The 19,075-nt window shown below is 69.4% G+C and carries 17 protein-coding genes and 2 pseudogenes; 13 read left to right on the top strand and 6 right to left on the bottom strand.

Features of this window, described 5'->3' with window-relative positions; genetic code table 11:
* Positions 1 to 21: 21 nt before the first annotated feature.
* From AB8P05_RS22585 to xdhC, 10 genes are all read left to right on the top strand, one after another.
* Positions 22 to 213: a type II toxin-antitoxin system CcdA family antitoxin gene (locus AB8P05_RS22585; protein WP_472760960.1), complete on the top strand. Its 192-nt coding sequence runs from the start codon at positions 22 to 24 to the stop codon at positions 211 to 213.
* On the top strand, positions 210 to 530 hold the full coding sequence (locus AB8P05_RS22580) for a CcdB family protein (RefSeq protein WP_472760959.1): 321 nt from the start codon (positions 210 to 212) through the stop codon (positions 528 to 530). The genes AB8P05_RS22585 and AB8P05_RS22580 overlap by 4 nt, the downstream gene beginning before the upstream one ends.
* Entirely contained in the window at positions 527 to 1,297 is a 771-nt protein-coding gene (locus AB8P05_RS22575; protein WP_472760964.1) for a DUF2161 family putative PD-(D/E)XK-type phosphodiesterase, read from the top strand. Before AB8P05_RS22580 ends, AB8P05_RS22575 begins: the two co-directional genes overlap by 4 nt.
* Positions 1,298 to 1,334: 37 nt before the next feature.
* On the top strand, positions 1,335 to 1,961 hold the full coding sequence (locus tag AB8P05_RS22570; protein WP_455174663.1) for a MarC family protein: 627 nt from the start codon (positions 1,335 to 1,337) through the stop codon (positions 1,959 to 1,961).
* Between the two features lie 192 nt (positions 1,962 to 2,153).
* The gene (locus AB8P05_RS22565; protein ID WP_472760957.1) at positions 2,154 to 3,551 is read left to right on the top strand and encodes a cytochrome ubiquinol oxidase subunit I; all 1,398 of its coding nucleotides are present in this window, start codon (positions 2,154 to 2,156) and stop codon (positions 3,549 to 3,551) included.
* A 5-nt stretch (positions 3,552 to 3,556) separates the two neighbouring features.
* Entirely contained in the window at positions 3,557 to 4,576 is a 1,020-nt protein-coding gene (gene cydB / locus AB8P05_RS22560; protein WP_472760956.1) for a cytochrome d ubiquinol oxidase subunit II, read from the top strand.
* Between the two features lie 62 nt (positions 4,577 to 4,638).
* Positions 4,639 to 5,298: a hypothetical protein gene (locus AB8P05_RS22555; RefSeq protein ID WP_472760955.1), complete on the top strand. Its 660-nt coding sequence runs from the start codon at positions 4,639 to 4,641 to the stop codon at positions 5,296 to 5,298.
* 124 nt (positions 5,299 to 5,422) lie between these two features.
* Positions 5,423 to 6,895: a xanthine dehydrogenase small subunit gene (gene xdhA / locus AB8P05_RS22550; protein WP_472760954.1), complete on the top strand. Its 1,473-nt coding sequence runs from the start codon at positions 5,423 to 5,425 to the stop codon at positions 6,893 to 6,895.
* Complete coding sequence (gene xdhB, locus AB8P05_RS22545; protein ID WP_472760953.1) at positions 6,888 to 9,272, top strand: xanthine dehydrogenase molybdopterin binding subunit; 2,385 nt, start codon at positions 6,888 to 6,890, stop codon at positions 9,270 to 9,272. The genes xdhA and xdhB overlap by 8 nt, the downstream gene beginning before the upstream one ends.
* On the top strand, positions 9,269 to 10,099 hold the full coding sequence (gene xdhC / locus AB8P05_RS22540) for a xanthine dehydrogenase accessory protein XdhC (RefSeq protein ID WP_472760952.1): 831 nt from the start codon (positions 9,269 to 9,271) through the stop codon (positions 10,097 to 10,099). The genes xdhB and xdhC overlap by 4 nt, the downstream gene beginning before the upstream one ends.
* Before the next feature lie 193 nt (positions 10,100 to 10,292).
* Here the strand turns inward: xdhC and AB8P05_RS22535 are convergent, their stop codons facing one another.
* The 5 genes from AB8P05_RS22535 to AB8P05_RS22515 all read right to left on the bottom strand — a co-directional run bounded on the left by AB8P05_RS22535 (position 10,293) and on the right by AB8P05_RS22515 (position 16,833).
* Positions 10,293 to 11,192 carry an OmpA/MotB family protein gene (locus AB8P05_RS22535; RefSeq protein ID WP_472760951.1) on the bottom strand — a complete coding sequence of 300 codons (900 nt, stop codon included), beginning with the start codon at positions 11,190 to 11,192 and terminating at the stop codon, positions 10,293 to 10,295.
* Positions 11,179 to 12,030 carry a motility protein A gene (locus tag AB8P05_RS22530; RefSeq protein ID WP_472760950.1) on the bottom strand — a complete coding sequence of 284 codons (852 nt, stop codon included), beginning with the start codon at positions 12,028 to 12,030 and terminating at the stop codon, positions 11,179 to 11,181. The genes AB8P05_RS22535 and AB8P05_RS22530 overlap by 14 nt, the downstream gene beginning before the upstream one ends.
* Positions 12,031 to 12,141: 111 nt before the next feature.
* Positions 12,142 to 13,398: a hypothetical protein gene (locus AB8P05_RS22525; RefSeq protein ID WP_472760949.1), complete on the bottom strand. Its 1,257-nt coding sequence runs from the start codon at positions 13,396 to 13,398 to the stop codon at positions 12,142 to 12,144.
* A gap of 75 nt (positions 13,399 to 13,473) precedes the next feature.
* Entirely contained in the window at positions 13,474 to 14,970 is a 1,497-nt protein-coding gene (gene amaB, locus AB8P05_RS22520) for an L-piperidine-6-carboxylate dehydrogenase (RefSeq protein WP_472760948.1), read from the bottom strand.
* A 204-nt stretch (positions 14,971 to 15,174) separates the two neighbouring features.
* The gene (locus AB8P05_RS22515; protein WP_472760947.1) at positions 15,175 to 16,833 is read right to left on the bottom strand and encodes a thiamine pyrophosphate-binding protein; all 1,659 of its coding nucleotides are present in this window, start codon (positions 16,831 to 16,833) and stop codon (positions 15,175 to 15,177) included.
* Positions 16,834 to 16,950: 117 nt separating this feature from the next.
* Between AB8P05_RS22515 and gcvA the strand changes: the two genes are divergently transcribed.
* The 3 genes and pseudogenes from gcvA to AB8P05_RS22500 all read left to right on the top strand — a co-directional run.
* On the top strand, positions 16,951 to 17,859 hold the full coding sequence (gene gcvA / locus AB8P05_RS22510) for a transcriptional regulator GcvA (protein ID WP_472760963.1): 909 nt from the start codon (positions 16,951 to 16,953) through the stop codon (positions 17,857 to 17,859).
* Between the two features lie 53 nt (positions 17,860 to 17,912).
* On the top strand, positions 17,913 to 18,086 hold the full coding sequence (locus AB8P05_RS22505; protein ID WP_472760962.1) for a glycosyltransferase family 2 protein: 174 nt from the start codon (positions 17,913 to 17,915) through the stop codon (positions 18,084 to 18,086).
* Positions 18,087 to 18,103: 17 nt separating this feature from the next.
* Positions 18,104 to 18,199, top strand: a pseudogene (locus AB8P05_RS22500) (glycosyltransferase family 2 protein); the annotation flags it as partial.
* Positions 18,200 to 18,835: 636 nt separating this feature from the next.
* Here the strand turns inward: AB8P05_RS22500 and AB8P05_RS22495 are convergent.
* Positions 18,836 to 19,075, bottom strand: a pseudogene (locus AB8P05_RS22495) (ABC transporter ATP-binding protein/permease); the annotation flags it as partial.

Below are 19,075 nucleotides of genomic sequence, written 5' to 3'. Positions count from 1 at the left end.
CGCATGGTCGGGAGCCGTTCGATGTCCAGGATAGATCCAGCCAAGAAGAATGAGCATCCCGTTTCCGATACGCTGGAAAACGCATCCTGCGTGTCGTCCATGGATGCCGAAAAGAAGAAGTGGATGGAAGACAATCGGGCGGCGTTTGCAGCCTACGATGCGTTGGTGGACCGGCTTGGTCTTTTCGGTGAAGAGTACCGGAACTTCGAATGAGATTTCTCGACGTTTGCCTCAATCCGGCAGCGAAGGGAAGGAAAAATCACCCCATTCCCTATCTCCTAATCGTTCAGGGTGATTATGTCGGTATCGATAGAACCCGTGTGGTCGTTCCGTTGATCCGGTCGTCCGAAGTTGAAGCTCCAATTTCCAAAATCATGCCCTCGATCATGGTCGGGAACGAGCAATTCGTCGTCGTGACGCCGCAGATCGTCGCTTTGCCTGTTGCGCAAATCGGCGCTGTCGTCGCGTCCGCATCCGACGCCCGTTCCGACATCCGCCGCGCCATCGACGTCCTGACAGGCGACTTTTGACCGTCACCGCCGAAACCGACCTCTACGCGCCGGTCAAAGCCTTCCTCGAAGCCCAGGGCTATGACGTGAAGGCGGAGATCCATGGCTGCGATCTCGTCGCCACGCGCGGTGCCGAGCCGCCGGTGATCGTCGAGCTGAAGAAGCGCTTCACGCTCGACCTCGTGCTGCAAGGGGTGGACCGGCTGGCGGTCAGCGACAGCGTCTATCTCGCCGTGCCGCAGCCGGGGCGCAAGGCAACCGGGCCGTCGCCGCTGGACCCCGATGTCAAGAAGCTCTGCCGCCGGCTGGGGCTCGGGCTGCTGATGGTCGATCCGGGGCTGGCGGAGGGGCGGCGGGTCACCGTGCTGCTCGATCCGGTTCCCTATACCCCTCGCAAGGACAGGAAGCGCACGCACCGGCTGCTGGGGGAGCATGCCCGGCGGGTCGGCGATCCCAACCGCGGCGGCTCCACCCGGGTCGCCATCGTCACCGCCTATCGCCAGGATGCGCTGCGCATCGCCCGCATGCTGCGCGACGGGCCGCTGACCGTCGCGGCGCTGCGCAAGGCGGGGGCGCCGAAGGATGTCGGGCCGATGCTGTTGCGCAACGTCTATGGCTGGTTCGAACGAGTGGGGCGCGGCACCTATGCGCTGACCCCGGCCGGCCTGCAGGGGGTCGAGGCGTTCGCCCATGCGCTGGCAGTCCCCTCTCCCCCCGGGGAGAGGGTTAGGGTGAGGGGATATGCCCGGTCCGGAGGTGACACCCCGCACCGCCAAGCCTATGATTGATGCACCCAATCCACGATCACCTAGGCTGGAGCCCGCTTTGTCGGACTACATCAGCAATCTCGTCGTCTTTTTCGTCGTCGTCGATCCGCCGGGGCTGGTGCCGCTGTTCATCGCGCTGACCCGCGGCTTCGATGAGCGGCACAAGCGGATCATCGCGCTGCGCGGCACCGCCATAGCCTTCGTGGTGCTGGTCTTCTTCGCCTATTTCGGCAAGGTGGTGCTGCAGACCCTGTCCATCGAGATGCCGGCCTTCCGCATCGCCGGCGGGGCGCTGCTGTTCTGGATCGCCTTCGAGATGCTGTTCGCCAAACGCTCCGAACGGAAGGAGCGGGATACCGGCGAGGCGATGACCGACGAGGACGCCCACGACATCGCCGTCTTTCCGCTGGCGGTGCCGCTGATCGCCGGGCCGGGCGCCATCACCTCCATCCTGCTGCTGATGGACCGCACCGGCGGCACGGTGGCGGGACAGGTCAGCGTGCTGGGCGCGGCGGCGACGGTGATCGGCGGGGTGACGCTGATCCTGCTTGGCGCCGACCGGGTCGGGCGGCTGCTGGGCCGCACGGTGATCCACACGGTCAGCCGTGTTCTGGGCATCGTGCTGGCGGCGCTGGCGGCGCAGACGATCATTTCCGGCATCACCGCGGTCTATCCGCCCCACTGACCGCCACCCCAGACCTCGATGCCCAATCACTCCGTATGTCCCACCAATACCTTGTGCTGTCGGGTTTAAGCCTGAAAGACTAGTCCCCCTTTCCGCGCCAGTCGCACACTCTACATGGCCTCCTGCCACACCGGCGCCGGGCTTCCCGCCGGCGCAAGCGGATCATCGCGCCCAACAAAAGAGGCGGCGGCCATGGAACTCGATCCATTGATTCTGTCGCGAATTCAGTTCGCGTTCACGATCTCCTTCCACATCCTTTTTCCCAGCTTTACGGTCGGACTTGCCTGCTGGATCGCGCTGCTGGAAGCGCTTTGGGTCGGCACCGGCAAGGGCATCTACCGCAGCCTGTCGGAGTTCTGGACGCGGATCTTCGCGCTGTCCTTCGGTCTGGGCGTCGTGTCCGGCATCGTCATGTCCTATCAGTTCGGCACCAACTGGAGCCGCTGGTCCGACACGGTGGGCAACGTCCTGGGCCCGCTGATCCAGTACGAGGTGGTGACCGCCTTCTTCCTGGAGGCCGCCTTCCTCGGCATCATGCTGTTCGGGCGCGACCGGGTGCCGCGCGGCATCCACCTGATGGCCGCCTGCCTCGTGGCGCTGGGCACGCTGCTGTCCTCCTTCTGGATCCTGTCGGCCAACAGCTGGATGCACACGCCGGCCGGCTTCGAGATCCGGGACGGCCGCTATTTCGTCACCGACTGGTGGCAGGTGGTGTTCAACCCGTCCTTCCCCTACCGCCTCGCCCATATGGTGACGGCGATGTTCCTGACGACCAGCTTCGTCGTCGCCGGCATCAGCGCCTTCTATCTGCTGAAGCGCCGCCATTTCGACCATGCGAAGCTGGGCCTCGGCATGGCGCTGGCGCTGATCACCGTGCTGGCGCCGCTGCAGATCTTCCTGGGCGACGAACATGGGCTGAACACGCTGAAACACCAGCCGGCCAAGATCGCGGCGATGGAAGGCAATTGGGAGGGCGGGCCGCGCGCGCCGCTGGTCCTCTTCGCCATTCCCGACGTGAAGAAGGAGACCAACCACTGGGAGATCGGCATCCCCGCGCTGTCCAGCCTGATCCTGACCCACGACTTCAACGGCAGCGTTCCCGGCCTGAAGCAGTTCCCGGCGGACGAGCGGCCCGACCCGCGCATCATCTTCTGGACCTTCCGCCTGATGGTCGGCATCGGCCTCCTGATGCTGGCGGTGGCGGTGGTGCATCTGGTGCTGCGTTTCCGCGGCCGTCTCTACACCAGCGACTGGTTCTTCCGCGTTCTGGTCGGCTGCATGCCGATCGGCTTCATCGCCATCCTGTCCGGCTGGTTCACCACCGAGATCGGGCGACAGCCCTGGGTCGTCTACGGCCATATGCGCACGGCCGACGCGGTGACGCCGTCGCTGACGACGGAGGCGGCGCTTGTCTCGCTGCTGTCCTTCGTCGTCGCCTACACGATCATCTACGGCGCCGGCACCTATTACCTGATCCGCCTGCTGCGCACCGGTCCGACCCTTGTGCATGACGCCAAGCAGCCGCCGGAGGCGCAACGGCCCAAACGGCCGCTGTCCGCCACCGACCAGTCCATCGAACCAGCGGAGTGAGCCCCATGCAGGAGATTGCGGAAGGAAGCGTTCTGACCCTGATCTGGGTCGGGATCGTCGGCTTCGCGGTGTTCATGTATGTGCTGATGGACGGGTTCGACCTGGGCATCGGCATCCTGTACCCGTTCGCACCGACGGAGGAGGACCGCGACACCATGATGAACACGGTGGCGCCGGTCTGGGACTTCAACGAGACGTGGCTGATCCTGGGCGGAGCCGGGCTGTTCGCGGCCTTTCCCATCGCCTATGCCGTGGTTCTGCCGGCGATGTACATCCCGCTGCTGGTCATGCTGATCGCGCTGATCTTCCGCGGGGTGGCGTTCGAATTCCGGTTCAAGGCGCGGGCCGGCCGGCATTGGTGGAACCGCTCCTTCTTCTTCGGGTCGCTGCTGGCGACCTTCGCGCAAGGGGTCGTTCTGGGGTCCTTCATCCAGGGCATCCCGGTGGAGGGGCGGCAGTTCGCCGGCGGCATGCTGCATTGGCTGTCCCCCTTCGCCCTGTTCTGCGGGGCGGCGCTGGTGGTCGGCTATGCGCTGCTGGGGGCGACGTGGCTGATCTGGCGGACCATCGGACCGCTGCAGGACTGGTGCTATCGCATGGCGCGGATGTTGATGCTGGTGGTTCTGGCAGGCGTCGCGGTGGTCAGCCTGTGGACGCCCTTCCTGCTGCCACAGATCGCCGAGCGCTGGTTCTCCATGCCCAACATGATCCTGCTGTCGCCGGTGCCCATCGTCACCGCGGTGCTGGCCTTCGCCCTGTGGCGGGCCATCGAGAACAGCCGGGAGGTGGCGCCCTTCGTGCTTTCGATGGCGCTGTTCGCCCTGTCCTACCTCGGCCTCGCCATCAGCCTGTGGCCGCACCTGATCCCGCCCGGCGTCACCGTCTGGGAGGCGGCCAGCCCGCCGGAGACGCAGGTGTTCCTGCTGGTCGGCATGGCCTTCCTGATCCCGTCGATCCTGGGCTACACCTTCTATTCCTACTGGGTGTTCCGGGGAAAGGTGACGGGCAGCTTCGGTTACCATTGAGCGGAGGCGGCGCCCCGTCCTAAAACGGGCCGGAGTTCGAGGCAAGCGGAAGGGTTGGGGCCATGGATATCGACATCAGCTTTGCCGAGGCGATGCTGCGCCGTGGCGCCGGCCTGCTGGAAGCGGAAGCGGGAGAGGCGGGAACGGATCCTTTCGCCGTGCTGGCCCGCCTGTTGGCCGCCGCTGCGGCGACCGACGCGCCGCTGGTGGTGCTGAGCGAGGGCGGCAGCCATCCCGCCCTGTTCGACGAGGCCGCCCGCCGCGCCGGGGATCCGCTGCCCGCCCGCCTCGCCGGACTCGCCGCCACCCGCCAGGGCGAGCGCGCCACGATGTACGAATTCGACGGCACCGGGGCGCTGACCGGCAACCGCATCGTCGCCGCCCTGCTGCGGCCGGAGGAGCGGCCCGACCTGCTGCATGTCTACATCGCCGTCGGCCGGCTGCGCGGCGGAGAGGCGCAGATCACCGTGCCGCCGGCGCTTCTGCGGTTCGACGCCGCGGCGCTGGGCCAGACGCTGGGACTGCTGGGCGATGCGGTGTCGCGCAGCACGAACGCCGCCACCGCGGCGCTGGCCCACGCCGCCGCCATCCTGCCGATGGAGGGTCACGAGCAGGGCGGCATGCCGGCGGCGCTGCTGGACCTCTACTGGCATGCGCTGACCCTGGCGTCGGTGCGGGCGGATGGCGGACTGGCGACGATGACGCCGGAGGGGAGTGCGTGAGGGTCGGCGTGTGCCCCCTCCTTTGCAAATCATTTGAAACTCTTTCCCGCGCTGCCGATCTGGTGACAGAGTTAACGTCAGTGAAATACTGCGTCACATCGTCACCAGTTCATCGGGAGCAGCCATGCGCCAGCGCCTCCGCTTCTATCTCGGCGACGAGCTTCGGGAGATCGACGCGGTCGATCCGACCCTGACGGTGCTGGACTGGCTGCGGCTGTCGGAACGGCGGGTCGGCACCAAGGAAGGCTGTGCGGAGGGCGATTGCGGCGCCTGCACCGTGGTGGTCGGGCGGCTGGACGGCGACACGCTGCGCTATGAGGCGGTGAACGCCTGCATCCGCTTCCTTGCCACGCTGGACGGCTGCCGGCTGCTGACGGTGGAGCATCTGAAGGGGCCGGACGGCGCGCTGCACCCGGTGCAGCAGGCGATGGTCGATTGCCACGGCTCGCAATGCGGCTTCTGCACGCCCGGCTTCGTCATGTCGCTGCTGGCGCTCTACCTGAACGAGGAGCGCCCGGACGGCCAGCGCATCGACGACGCGCTGGCCGGCAACCTGTGCCGCTGCACCGGCTATGAGCCCATCGTCCGCGCCGCCCACGCCATGTACGAGATCGGTGACAGGACGACCGACCGCTTTGCCGACCGCGAGGCGTGGACGGAAAAGCTGACGGCCCTGCGGGACGAGGAGATCCTCAGCGTCGGCGCCGGCGGGCGGCGGTTCCTGGCGCCGGCCACGGTGCCGCAGCTGGCGCAGCTCCTGCTCGACAATCCCGGCGCCACCATCGTGGCGGGGGCGACCGATGTCGGGCTGTGGGTGACCAAGTTCCAGCGCGTGCTGGCGACGGTGATCTATACCGGCCGGGTCCGCGACCTGCGGCGGATCGAGGATCGCGGCGATGCGCTGGTGATCGGGGCCGGCGTGACCTACAGCGACGGGGCGGAGCGGATCGCCGCGCTCTATCCCGATTTCGGCGAGCTGATCCGCCGCATCGGGGCGGAGCAGGTGCGCAACATGGGCACCATCGGCGGCAACATCGCCAACGGCTCCCCCATCGGCGACACGCCGCCGGCGCTGATCGCCTGCGGCGCCACCCTGCGCCTGCGCCGTGGCGGCGAGACGCGCGAGCTGCCGCTGGAGGACTTCTTCATCGAATACGGCAAGCAGGACCGCCGCGAGGGCGAATTCGTTGAGGCGGTGATCCTGCCCAAACCGGCGGCGGGGGTGCGCTTCCGTGCCTACAAGATCGCCAAGCGCTTCGATCAGGACATCTCCGCCGTCTGCGGCGCCTTCCGCCTGACGCTGGACGGCGAGGGGCGGGTGGCCGACATCCGCATCGCCTTCGGCGGCATGGCCGGCACGCCGAAACGCGCCAGCGGGGCCGAAGCGGTGCTGCTCGGCCGCCATTGGACCGAGGAGACCGTCACCCAGGCGATGGACGCGCTGGCCGGCGACTACACGCCGCTGAGCGACTGGCGGGCCAGCGCGGGCTATCGCTCCATGGTGGCCGCGAATTTGCTGATGAAGCTGTATGTCGAGACCAGCGACCCGACGGCGGACACCCGTCTGGTCGGCGACCGGAGGCTTGCACATGCCTGACGTGACGACCCCAATCGTGCCTGCGGCCCGGATCGAGGGCGCCGTCCACGACTCCCGCCGGCACGAAAGCGCCCACAAGCATGTCAGCGGCGAGGCGGTCTATGTCGACGACATCGCCGAGCCGGCCGGGCTGCTGCACGTCTATCTCGGTCTCAGCAGCCGGGCGCATGCGTGCATCCGCTCCATCGACCTGTCGCCGGTCCGGCAGGCTCCGGGCGTGGTGGCGGTCCTCACCGCCGAAGACGTGCCGGGGGTGAACGACATCGGCTGCATGGGCAAGCATGACGAGCCGCTGTTCGCCTCATCCCTGGTCGAGCATGTCGGCCAGCCGATCTTCGCCGTCGCCGCCGAAACCCGCGATCAGGCCCGCCGCGCCGCCAGGCTGGCGGTGGTCGAGTATGAAGAGCTGCCGGCCGTCCTGACCATCGCCGCCGCCCGCGACGGCGAGCGGACGCTCGTCACCCCGCCGATGACCTTGCGGGTCGGCGATGCCGATGCTGCGCTGGCCGCGGCGCCCCATCGGGTGGAGGGGCGGCTCGCCATCGGCGGGCAGGAGCATTTCTACCTGGAAAGCCAGATCGCCATGGCGGTGCCCGGCGAAGATGGCGAGGTGCTGATCCATGTCTCCACCCAGCATCCGACGGAAGTGCAGCACATCGTCGCCCATGTTCTGGACCTGCCGGACGCCGCGGTGACGGTGGAGGTGCGGCGGATGGGCGGCGGTTTCGGCGGCAAGGAGACGCAATCGAACCTGTTCGCCGCCTGCACCGCCCTGGTCGCCAGGCGCACCGGCCGGGCCGCCAAGCTGCGCCCCGACCGCGACGACGATTTCCAGATCACCGGCAAGCGCCATGACTTCGAGATCGACTATCGCGTCGGCTTCGACGACAGCGGGCTGATCCAGGGCGTGGACATGCTGTTCGCGGCGCGTGCCGGCTATGCCGCCGACCTGTCCGGCCCGGTGACCGACCGCGCGCTGTTCCATGCCGACAACGGCTATTTCTATCCGGCGGCGCGGTTGGAATCGCTGCCGCTGAAGACGAACACGGTGTCCAACACCGCCTTCCGCGGCTTCGGCGGGCCGCAGGGGATGGTCGCGGCGGAACGGGTGATCGACGAGATCGCCTTCGCGCTGGGCAAGGACCCGCTGGAGATCCGCAAGCGGAACTTCTACGGGACCGATGCCGAGGGAGGGGACCGCAACCTGACGCCCTATCACCAGACCGTCACCGACAACATCCTGCCGCAGTTGATCGCGCAGCTTGAGGACAGCAGCGGTTACTGGACGCGCCGGGAGGAAATCCGCGCCCTCAACGCCACCAGCCGCATCCTGCGCAAGGGGCTGGCGCTGACGCCGGTGAAGTTCGGCATCTCCTTCACCGCCAGCCATTACAATCAGGCCGGCGCGCTGGTCCATGTCTACACCGACGGCAGCATCCAGCTGAACCATGCCGGCATCGAGATGGGGCAGGGGCTCTACACCAAGGTCGCCCAGGTGGTGGCGGAGGAGTTCCAGGTCGACATCTCCACCATCCGCCCGACCGCCACCAGCACCGGCAAGGTGCCCAACACGTCGGCCACCGCGGCGTCGTCGGGCTCCGACCTCAACGGCAAGGCGGCGCAGGCGGCGGCCCGGACCATCAGGGAGCGGCTGGTCGCCTTCGCTGCGGAGAAGTGGGACGTGTCGCCCGACGCGGTGCAGTTCGGGCGCAACCGGGTGCGGGTCGGCGACCATGACATGAGCTTCGCCGATCTGGTGCGCGCCGCCTATATGGCGCGGGTGCAGCTGTCGGCCACCGGCTTCTACAAGACGCCGAAGATCCATTGGGACCGCGCGGCCGGGCGCGGCACGCCCTTCTACTATTTCGCCTATGGCGCGGCTTGCGCCGAGGTGACGGTGGACACGCTGACCGGCGAATATGTCGTCGATCGGGTCGATATCCTGCATGATTGCGGCCGCTCGCTGAACCCGGCCATCGACAGGGGGCAGATCGAGGGCGGCTTCATCCAGGGCATGGGCTGGCTGACCATGGAGGAGCTGTGGTGGGACGGGCAGGGGCGCCTGCGCACCCATGCGCCCAGCACCTACAAGATCCCGGCCTGCTCGGACCGCCCGCGCGTGTTCAACGTCGCGCTGCTTGAGAATGCGCCGAACCGCGAGGACACCATCTTCCGCTCCAAGGCGGTGGGCGAACCGCCCTTCATGCTGGGCATGTCGGTGTTCCACGCCCTGTCGGACGCGGTGGCGAGCGTCGCCGGGCACCGGGTGTGCCCGCGTCTGGACGCGCCGGCCACGCCGGAGCGGGTGCTGAGCTGCATCGCGGCGCTGCGGGAGCGGGTGGGCGTTTCCCGGGGGCAAGCAGAACCCCAACCATGACCGCACTCTCCGCCACCCTCTCCGACTGGCTGTCCCGCGGCGCACCCGCCATTCTCGTCACCGTCGCCGAGGCGCGCGGCTCCACCCCGCGGGAGGAGGGGGCCGGGATGCTGGTGGGGCGGGAGACCTGCGTCGGCACAGTCGGCGGCGGACGGCTGGAATGGACGGCCATCGCCGCCGCGCGGCGGATGCTGGAGGACGGAACCGCCGCCGAAACGCTCGACCTGCCCCTGGGGCCGGCAACCGGGCAGTGCTGCGGCGGGCATGTCGTGCTGCGGCTGGAGCGGGCCGACGGCGGCACCGCGGCCGCCCTGCGGGAACGGGAGAGCCGGGCGTTGGCGGCGTGTCCCAGCCTGCTGCTGTTCGGCGCCGGCCATGTGGGGCGGGCGATGGCGACGGCCTTCGCCCCGCTGCCGCTGCGCCTGACCTGGATCGACGGCCGGGCGCAGGAATTTCCCGAGGCGATCCCGGCAGGCGTGGAGCGCATCCTGACCGACAGCCCGCTCGATGCGCTGGCGGGCGCCCCTGCCGGTGCTGGCTATCTGGTGCTGACCCACAGCCATGCGCTGGACTTCGAGATCGCCGAGGCGGCGCTGCGCCGGGGCGACGCCGCCTATGTCGGCATGATCGGCTCGGCAACGAAACGCGCGAAGTTCGAGCGCTGGTTCCGGGCACGCGGTCGCGATGCGAGTGCGCTGGAGCGTCTGACCTGTCCCATCGGTGCGGCGCTGACTGCCGACAAGCGGCCGGAGGTGATCGCAGCCCTGGTGGCGGCCGAACTGCTGGTGGCGTTTGCCGACCCATCCCGGCAGCTTTTGTCTTCCTAAGGCGGCAAGCGGAAAGGCCCCGCCCCGCCTTCCCCCGGAGGAAGGGGAAGGGGCGCCTGGATGCTCCCGTGGATTGCTCCCGTGGGGCGGCGCCGTGGGGGGTGGAGGGCAATGCGTCAACCAGATCGACCACCGGATCCCAGCATAACCCCCTTCGTTGCGTTGCGGCATTGCGTCAAATCAAACCCTGCCCCTATGGAATCGCCCGGCCGGGGCTTTGCGCGGCCGGACGACCATCGCCATGGCCCTCCGGAAGGCCGTCGGCCTGGATGGTGATGGCGACGCGGCGGTTGCGCGCCATCGATGCCGGATCTGTTCCGGTGGCGAGCGGCCGGGTGTCGGCGAAGCCGACCGCCGACAACCGGTCCGGCGGCAGGCCGAGGTCGATCAGCCGCCGCACCACGCTGGCCGCCCGCCCGCCCGACAGCTCCCAGTTGGAGGGGAAGCGGCGGTTGCCGATGGGCGTGGAGTCGCTGTGCCCTTCAACCACCACCTCGCCGCGCGTCGCCGTCAGGGTCGGGGCCAGCCGGCGCAGCAGGCCGTCGCCGCCCGGCGTCAGGTCCGCCTGTCCGGGGGCGAACAGGATCCCTTCGCCGATGACGATGCCGACCCGGTTCTGCCGCACGTCGACTGCCACGCTGGGCGGCACCCCCAGCTTCGCCAGGGTATCGCGCCACTGTGCCGCCACCCGGTCGGGTGCGGTCACCGCCACCTCCCCGTCGTCCAGGCGCGGGCGCGCATCGGGCGGCGCTGGTTCGGCCGGCGCGGCCGGTGCCGGTTCGTCGAACAGGGGAGCAAGCGGCGCCTCCGCCTGGACGGCCACGGCGGGGCTTTCCGGCTGCGGCGTGGTCGGCAGCTGGTCCTTCACGCTGGTGATCGCCAGCAGCATGACGAACACCGACAGCAGCAGCGTGACGAGGTCGGAGTAGCTGAGCAGCCAGATCTCCTGGTCGTCCTCCGCTCCGGCCTGCGGCGGGCCGCCGGCCGCCCCGAGGCCGGTCCCGACCCCGGTCATCCAGGTCGGGGACGCGAGATCCCGCGCATCGTCCGGAGAGAGGGCGCCGTCCGGGGGCCTGTCGTCACGAGGTGCCATGGAGTTCGTCCCCGCGCTCGCGCACGAATTCGGCCAGCGCGTCGGCGATCACCGTCGGCGAGCGGCCGAGCCGCACCAGGATGATTCCCTCCAGCAGCACGTTCAGCATCGCCACCCGCCGCGCGGTGCGCTGTTCCAGCTTGATGGCGATCGGCTTGAAGACGAGGTTGGCCAGCACGACGCCATAGAGCGTCGCCACCAGCGCCACCGACATGTGTTCTCCCACCTGCGCGATGGTGGCGGTGCCCAGCTGTGCCATCATGCCGATCAGACCGACCAGCGTCGCCAGCAGCCCGAAGGCCGGGGCCAGCCCGGCCAGCGTGCGGAACAGGCGCGACTGCACCGATTCCCGCTCGATCAGCTTCTGGATGCGCCAGTTCATCACATGCAGGATGTCGTTGACCGGCGTGCCGTCGGCGATCAGCTGCAGACCCAGCCGCAGGAACGGGCTGCCGGCCCTGGTCCCCTGTTCCTCCGCCCGCTGGATTTGGCTGCGCTGGTAGAGCCGGGCGAAGGCCACCAGCTCCGCGATGTCGGCGGCGATGGACTCGTCCTCCCGGAAGATGGCGCGGAGGGCGGCGAGGGCGGCGCGCAGCTCGCTCGCCCGGAAGGCCATCAGGGCGGAAACGGCGATGCCGCCGGCGATGATGACGGCCCCGGTCGGGTTCCACAGCACCCCCATCCCATGGCCGAGGCCGATGTAGGACAGGAGCGCGACCGCACCGAGAAGTCCGACGGCCGTGGCGTTCAGCAGGCCGGTGGAACGGGGCGATGCCGCAGGGCGGGCGGGTTTGGCGGGCGCTTGGCCGGGCGTTTGGCCGGGCGTTTGGATGGACATCCGACGCCTTCGTCTTTCATTGGCATTTTAATCATTAGGAACCCGTAATGACCGGCTGTCAATCGGGGGTGGCGGGTGTCTGGCCTGACCTCGCCAGCCATCCTGCGGCGGTCAGCCGCGCCCGAACAGGCGGCCGAGCAGGCCGGGATGCGGGGGCGGTGCGGCTTCCGCCGTTTCGGCTACGGCGGGCTCTTCCGGTTCCTCCGCCACGGGGAGTTGCGACCTTTCGGTTGGGTGCCGGGGAGCGGCGGCGGCGGCATCCGCCGCGCGGCCCTGGAACAGGCTGACCCCGGCAGTGCGTCCGGTTTCCAATGCCGCGGGTTCGTCGCAGCGCCAGAGGACCAGCCGTTCGGTCCCGAACCGGGCGACGGCGGCGGCCAGCAGATCGGCCGCACTGGCGGTCCCGCGGATCCACTGCGTTTTGATGAATGCGGGTTCCAGCCCGCCCAAATCCAGCCCGCCCAGCGCCGTCATCGGCACATGGTCGAGCGCCACGGCGAAGCCGGCATCGGCCAGCCGCCCGGCCGCCGCGGCCACCCGTGCCGGGGCGAGGGAGAATTCCCAGCAGGGAAGCTCGGCGGTGATCCGGCCGCGCATCTCCGCCGGGATCGAGCGCGCCAGATCGTCGAAGCCGTCCTCCAGCACGGTGGCGGTGTGCAGGTCGATGGCGAAGGGGCGGGGATCCTGGCCGCGGTCGCGGGCGATATGGCGCAACAGCCCGCGGTCGAGCCGCACCGCCACCTCGTGCCGCAGCCAGGAATCGCGGCGGAGCGACAGGGAGAGGCGGGATTCCAGCTCCTCCAGCGACACGGCCAGTTCCGTGGTGACGACCGCCGGGCCGTCTTCGGAGAAGGACCAGACCGGCTGTTCGCGGACGATGCTGTCGATGTCGGCGCCGTGCAGGACCCGCTCCACCTCCAGCAGATGGGCGAGCGCCGCGGTCGGCGCGCGTTCCGCCGCTTCGCGCAGGGCGGCGGTGGCGTCGTTGGGGAAGAGGTCGGCGAACAGGCGCTCGGCGTCCGTCGCCATATCGTAGCTGGCGGTGCGCAACGTGCCGAAACCGTGGGACAGCAGGGTGTGCGCCAGTGCCCGTGCCCCGGCGTCGAGCAGCGGGGCGGCCTCGGCCGGGGCGAGGACCAGCAGGCGGGGACCGGCGAGCCGGAACACTTCGCGCGGCCGGCTGCCCAGCCAGCTTTCCAGATAATGGTCGAGAGTCATGGCAAAGCGTGGATCGCCGCCATGCTCGATCCCGCGCAGGTCGGCCAGCAGGGCCGCCAGCGGTTCCGGCGCCGCCCGCAGGGACTGCAGGCGTGCCAGAAGCGTATGAGCCGCCGCATCCGCCATCGCCCCATGCTCCCGACCGTTCATGGCGGAAGTGTCGCGCCAGGCGGGGCCGGTCGCAAGGGGCGATGACGCCGCGGGGTGGTGTGCCTCAGCCGTCGATCAGCCCATGATCTCGAACTTGATGCCCTGGGCCAGCGGCAGCGCGGAGGAGTAGTTCACCGTCGCGGTCTGGCGGCGCATGTAGGCCTTCCAGGCGTCGGAGCCGGACTCGCGGCCGCCGCCGGTCTCCTTCTCGCCGCCGAAGGCGCCGCCGATCTCCGCACCGCTGGGACCGATGTTGACGTTGGCGATGCCGCAGTCGGACCCGGCGGCCGACAGGAAGCGCTCCGTCTCACGGACGTCGGTGGAGAAGATGCAGGAGGACAGGCCCTGCGGAACCGCGTTCTGCAGCGCGATGGCTTCCTCCAGCGTGTCGTAGGTCAGGACATAGAGGATCGGCGCGAAGGTCTCGTGACGCACCACCTCGGTCTGGCCCGGCATCTCGACGATGGCCGGCGTGACGTAGTAGGCGTCGGGGAAGCGGTCGGTCAGCGTGCGCTCGCCGCCGCTCACCGTGCCGCCCTCGGCCTTGGCGGCCTCCAGCGCGCGCTGCATCGCCTTGAAGGCGTCGGCATCGACCAGCGGGCCCATCAGCACGCCGGACTCCAGCGGGCTGCCGATCGGAACGGAGGCGTAGGCCGCCTTCAGGCGCGGCAGCAGCTGGTCCTTGACCGAGCGGTGGACGATCAGCCGGCGCAGCGTGGTGCAGCGCTGGCCGCAGGTGCCGACGGCGGAGAACAGGATGGCGCGCAGCGCCATGTCGAGGTCGGCCGACGGTGCCACGATCATGGCGTTGTTGCCGCCCAGCTCCAGGATCGAGCGGCCGAAGCGCTCCGCCACCACCTTGGCGACCTCGCGGCCCATGCGGGTGGAGCCGGTGGCCGAGACGATGGGGAAGCCGGGGTGGGCGACCAGCGCCTCGCCGATCTCACGGCCGCCCTGGACGACCTGGGACAGGTTGGCCGGCGCATCGCCGAAACGGGCGACGGCGCGCTCGAAGATCACCTGGCAGGCCGCGGCGGTCAGCGGGGTCTTCTCCGACGGCTTCCAGACGACCGGGTCGCCGCAGACCAGCGCCAGCGCCGCGTTCCACGACCACACCGCCACCGGGAAGTTGAAGGCGGAGATGACGAGGCAGGGGCCGGCCGGGTGCCAGGTCTCGCGCATCGAGTGGCCCGGACGCTCCGAGGCGATGGTCAGGCCGTAGAGCTGGCGCGACAGCCCGACGGCGAAGTCGCAGATGTCGATCATCTCCTGCACTTCGCCCAGGCCTTCCTGGTAGATCTTGCCGGCCTCCAGCGAAACCAGACGGCCGAGATCCTCCTTGGCGGCGCGCAGTTCCTCGCCCAGCAGGCGGACCAGCTCGCCGCGGCGCGGGGCCGGCACGGAGCGCCATGCCTCGAAGGCGCGGGCGGCGTTGGCGACGATGTCCGACACCTGCGACGGAGCGGTCTCCGCCACCGTGGCGAGCGTGGCGCCGTCGACCGGCGACCGGGCGGTCAGCCCGGCTCCGCTGGAGGTCAGGCCGAAACGGGAGAGGATGTCGCTGTGCTGCACCGGGGTGGCTCCTTGGGTCAAAAAGCGAGGCGTTAGATGTTCCCTCTCCCGCCCCGGGAGAGGGAAGGGGCCCGCCGCGAAGCGGTGGGAAGGGTGAGGGGAGTGCAAGGAACCATGCGGTTCCGGATTCTTGGTCGCCCCTCACCCTCCCCACTTCGTGGGGCCCCTCCCTCTCCCGGGACGGGAGAGGGTAAGTTTCCTAAATCACGTCCCCTTTCCCGCCGCACGGATTTCGGAAAGCGTCCGGCTGGGGGTCAGGGCTTCGGGGTCGAGCTTGATGTGGATGATCGCCGGCAGGCCGGACGCGCGGGCGCGTTCGAAGGCCGGGGCGAACTGGTCGGTGGTCTCCACCGTTTCGCCATGGCCGCCATAGGCGCGGGCGAAAGCGGCGAAATCTGGGTTCTTCAGCTGCGTGCCGGACACGCGGCCGGGATATTCGCGCTCCTGATGCATGCGGATGGTGCCGTACATGCCGTTGTCGACGACCAGCACGATGACGGCGGCGCCTTCCTGCACGGCGGTGCCGAACTCCAGACCGGTCATCTGGAAGCAGCCGTCGCCGGCGAAGCACAGCACGTCGCGGGTGCGGTGCTGCAGCTTGGCGGCGATGGCGGCGGGCAGGCCGTAACCCATCGAACCGCAGGCCGGCGCCACCTGGGTGCCGAACCGGCGGAAGCGGTGGAAGCGATGGATCCAGGTGGCGTAGTTGCCGGCGCCGTTGGTGAAGATGGCGTCATCTTTCAGCCGGTCGTCGAGCCACGCCATGATGCGGCCCATCTGCACCTCGCCGGGACCGGCGTCGGGCGGCGTGCTCCACGCCTCGTAGGCGGCATGGGCGGCTTCGGCGCGGGCGGCCCAGCCGGGGTTCGCCGCCAGGGTGAGGCCGGCCATCGCCTCCAGGAAGGCGGCCGGCGTGGCGACCATGCCCAGCGTCGGGCGATGGACGCGGCCGATCTCCTCAGCGCCGGGGTGGACATGCACCACCGCCTTGCCGGGATCGGGGATGCCGAGCAGCCCGTAACCCTGCGACGGCACTTCGGAGAAGCGGTCGCCCAGCAAGATCAGCAGGTCGCTGTCCTTGACCAGCGCCGTCAGCTTCGGGTTGATGCCCAGCCCGATGTCGCCGGCATAGAGCGGGTGGCAATGGTCGAACAGCATCTGGCGGCGGAAGGTGACCGCCACCGGCAGCGACAGCCGCTCGGCGAAGTCCCGGAGCGCGGCGACAGACTCCTCGGTCCAGCGGGAGCCGCCGACGACCAGCAGCGGCCGTTCCGCCTTGCCCAGCAGATCGCCGAAGGCGGCCACCTGGGCCGGCGTCGGCGCGCTGTCCACCGCCACGGCCAGCGGGGCCGCGGCCACGTCCGCGGTCTCGGTCAGCGTGTCCTCCGGCAGGGCCAGCACCACCGGGCCGGGGCGGCCGGCCATCGCGGTGTGGAAGGCGCGCGAGATCATCTCCGGCACACGGTCGGCGCTGTCGATCTCCGCGACCCACTTGCACATGCCGCCGAACAGCTTGCCGTAATCGACCTCCTGGAAGGCGTCGCGGCCGCGCATGCCGCGCTCGATCTGGCCGACCAGCACGACCAGCGGCGTCTCGTCCTGCTGGGCGACATGGATGCCCGACGCGCCGTTGGTGGCGCCGGGGCCGCGGGTGACGAGGCAGACGCCGGGGCGGCCGGTCAGCTTCGCCTGCGCCTCCGCCATCATCGCAGCACCGCCTTCGTGACGGGCGACGACCATCTCGATCGGGCTGTCGTGCAGGGCGTCCAGCACGGCGAGATAGCTCTCGCCCGGAACGCCGAACACCCGCCGCACGCCCTGCGCCTCCAGCGCCTCGACGATCAACTGACCACCGGTCTTCATCGCGATGCCGCCCCGCCCTGCCTGTGGGAATTGTTCCGGATCTCCAGGATACCGACCGTGCCGCGCCCGGCGCCAGGGTGCAAACGACTTTCTTTCCACAGGTCATGAGCTTTGGTAATGAAGCGGTCATGGATCTGCAGCGCCGCCTCCTCCTCCATGAGCATGCTGACCGCCTTCGAGGCGGCGGCCCGCACCGGCAGCTTCACCGCGGCGGCGGCGGAGCTGTCGCTGACGCAAGGGGCAGTCAGCCGGCAGGTCAAGGCGCTGGAGGACCAGATCGGCACCCCGCTGTTCACCCGCAAGGGCCAGCGGGTGAGCCTGACCCCGACCGGGGCGCTCTATGCCGACCCGATCCGCGACGCGCTGCGCCAGATCGCGGCGGCCACCGTGCGGACCATCGCCGCACCCAAGGGCGGCGTGCTGAACCTTGCCATCCTGCCGACCTTCGGCACGCGCTGGCTGGTGCCGCGGCTGCCGGCCTTCCAGGCGGCGCACCCGCAGGTGACGATCCACTTCACCACCAAGCTGGCGCCCTTCGACTTCCGCCTGCACGACCTGGACGCCGCGATCCATTACGGCTTCGGCGACTGGCCCGACGCCGTCTGCGACCATCTGCTGGACGAGGAGGTGCTGCCGGTCTGCTCCCCCGCCTTCCTTGCGGCGCATCCGGTGGCGGAGCCGGCCGACCTGCCGGCGCTGCCGCTTCTGCACACCAGCACCCGCGCCGACGCCTGGAACCAGTGGCTGTCGGCCCAGGGCCTTGCGCCCCGTCCCGGCGCCGGCATGGTGTTCGAACAGTTCGCCACCACCGCCCAGGCGGCGGAGGCCGGGCTGGGCGTGGCGTTGCTGCCGACCCTGCTGGTCCGCGCCGAGCTTGAGGACGGCACCCTGGTCCCGGCCATCGACCGGCCGCACCGCAGCGCGCGTGCCTATTACCTGGTCCACCCCCGCGGCAAGGCCAACCACCCGCCCTTCGCCGCGTTCCGGCAGTGGCTGCTGGCGGAGGCGCGCGGATGTGCAGTATGATCCTAAGGCGCTTCCATGCTTGGTTGTGCCGATTCCATTTCGAGGATTGTTGAATGGCTCCGCGCGTCTCGGTTCTGCTGCCTGCCTGGAACGCGGCGGCGTATGTCGAGGAGGCCGTGGAGTCGATCCTGGCCCAGACCTATGGTGACTTCGAGCTTCTGGTGCTGGACGACGGATCGACCGACGGGACGGCCGACCGGGTGCTTGCCATGGGGGATCGCGGCTGAAGGTCTTCCGCAATCCGGTGCAGCTCGGCCTGTCGGGCATCCTCAATGTCGGGCTGGCGCTGGCGGAGGGGGAATTTGTCGCGCGCATGGACAGCGACGACATCTCGGCACCCGATCGCCTGGCGCTGCAGGTGGCGGTGTTGGACAGCCGGCCCGAGGTGACGGTCTGCGGCGCCGATCTGGAGATGTTCGGCGACGACACCGGGGCGAGCGACGCCCCCGTTGCCGATTGCGACATCAAGGCGCTGTTCCTGGAGGCGGCGCGGAACATCTATGACCCGACCTCCGTGTTCCGCCGCGACTTCGTCATGAAGCATCGGATCCGCTGGAACCAGGCCTATGTGTCCGGCGGTGATCTTGCCTTCTGGATCGATCGCATGCGGGCCGGCGCCGTTTTCACCAACGTGAAGAAGCCCCTGCTGCGTTACCGCCGTTACCCGACGGCGCTGTCCCGAAACGCCGCCGGCACGGCGTCGGCCATCTATCGCATCCGCAAGGGGCTGATCGCTGATTTCTATCCCCACCTGACCCAACTGGAGGTGACGGCGCTGGCCAACCTGTTCGCCGGCGGCCCGCCGGGGGCGGCAGCTTCAGCTTTTCCTCATTGTGCGAAGCTGTGGCCGCCGCAACCAAGGCGAAGCGGTGGACCGAGCCGGTCTTCGGCGAAGCGCGCTCGGTGCTCGACCAGATCGTCAACAACCGGGTGCTGCGCTTCCAACAGGCGATCCTGCGGCAGGGGTAAGTCAAGGTCACCCTGCCGCCACCAGCTCCGCCGTCCCCTCACCGTTGCGGTGCACCGTCAGCCTGCGGTCGTGGAAGGCGGCGAGGCTCGGTCGGTGACCGACGCTGACCAGGGCGGTGCCGGACAGGCGTTCGCGCAGCAGGCGGTAGAGCCGCTCCTCCGTCTCCGGGTCGCAAGCCGAGGTCGCCTCGTCCAGGTAGAGCCAGCCGGGCTCGTGCAGCAGGGCGCGGGCGACCGCGATGCGCTG

Source organism: Azospirillum sp. VT-I1 (assembly GCF_055698305.1).
The sequence above is the reverse complement of the archived record's forward strand: the minus strand, read 5'-3'. Positions and strand labels throughout refer to the sequence as shown.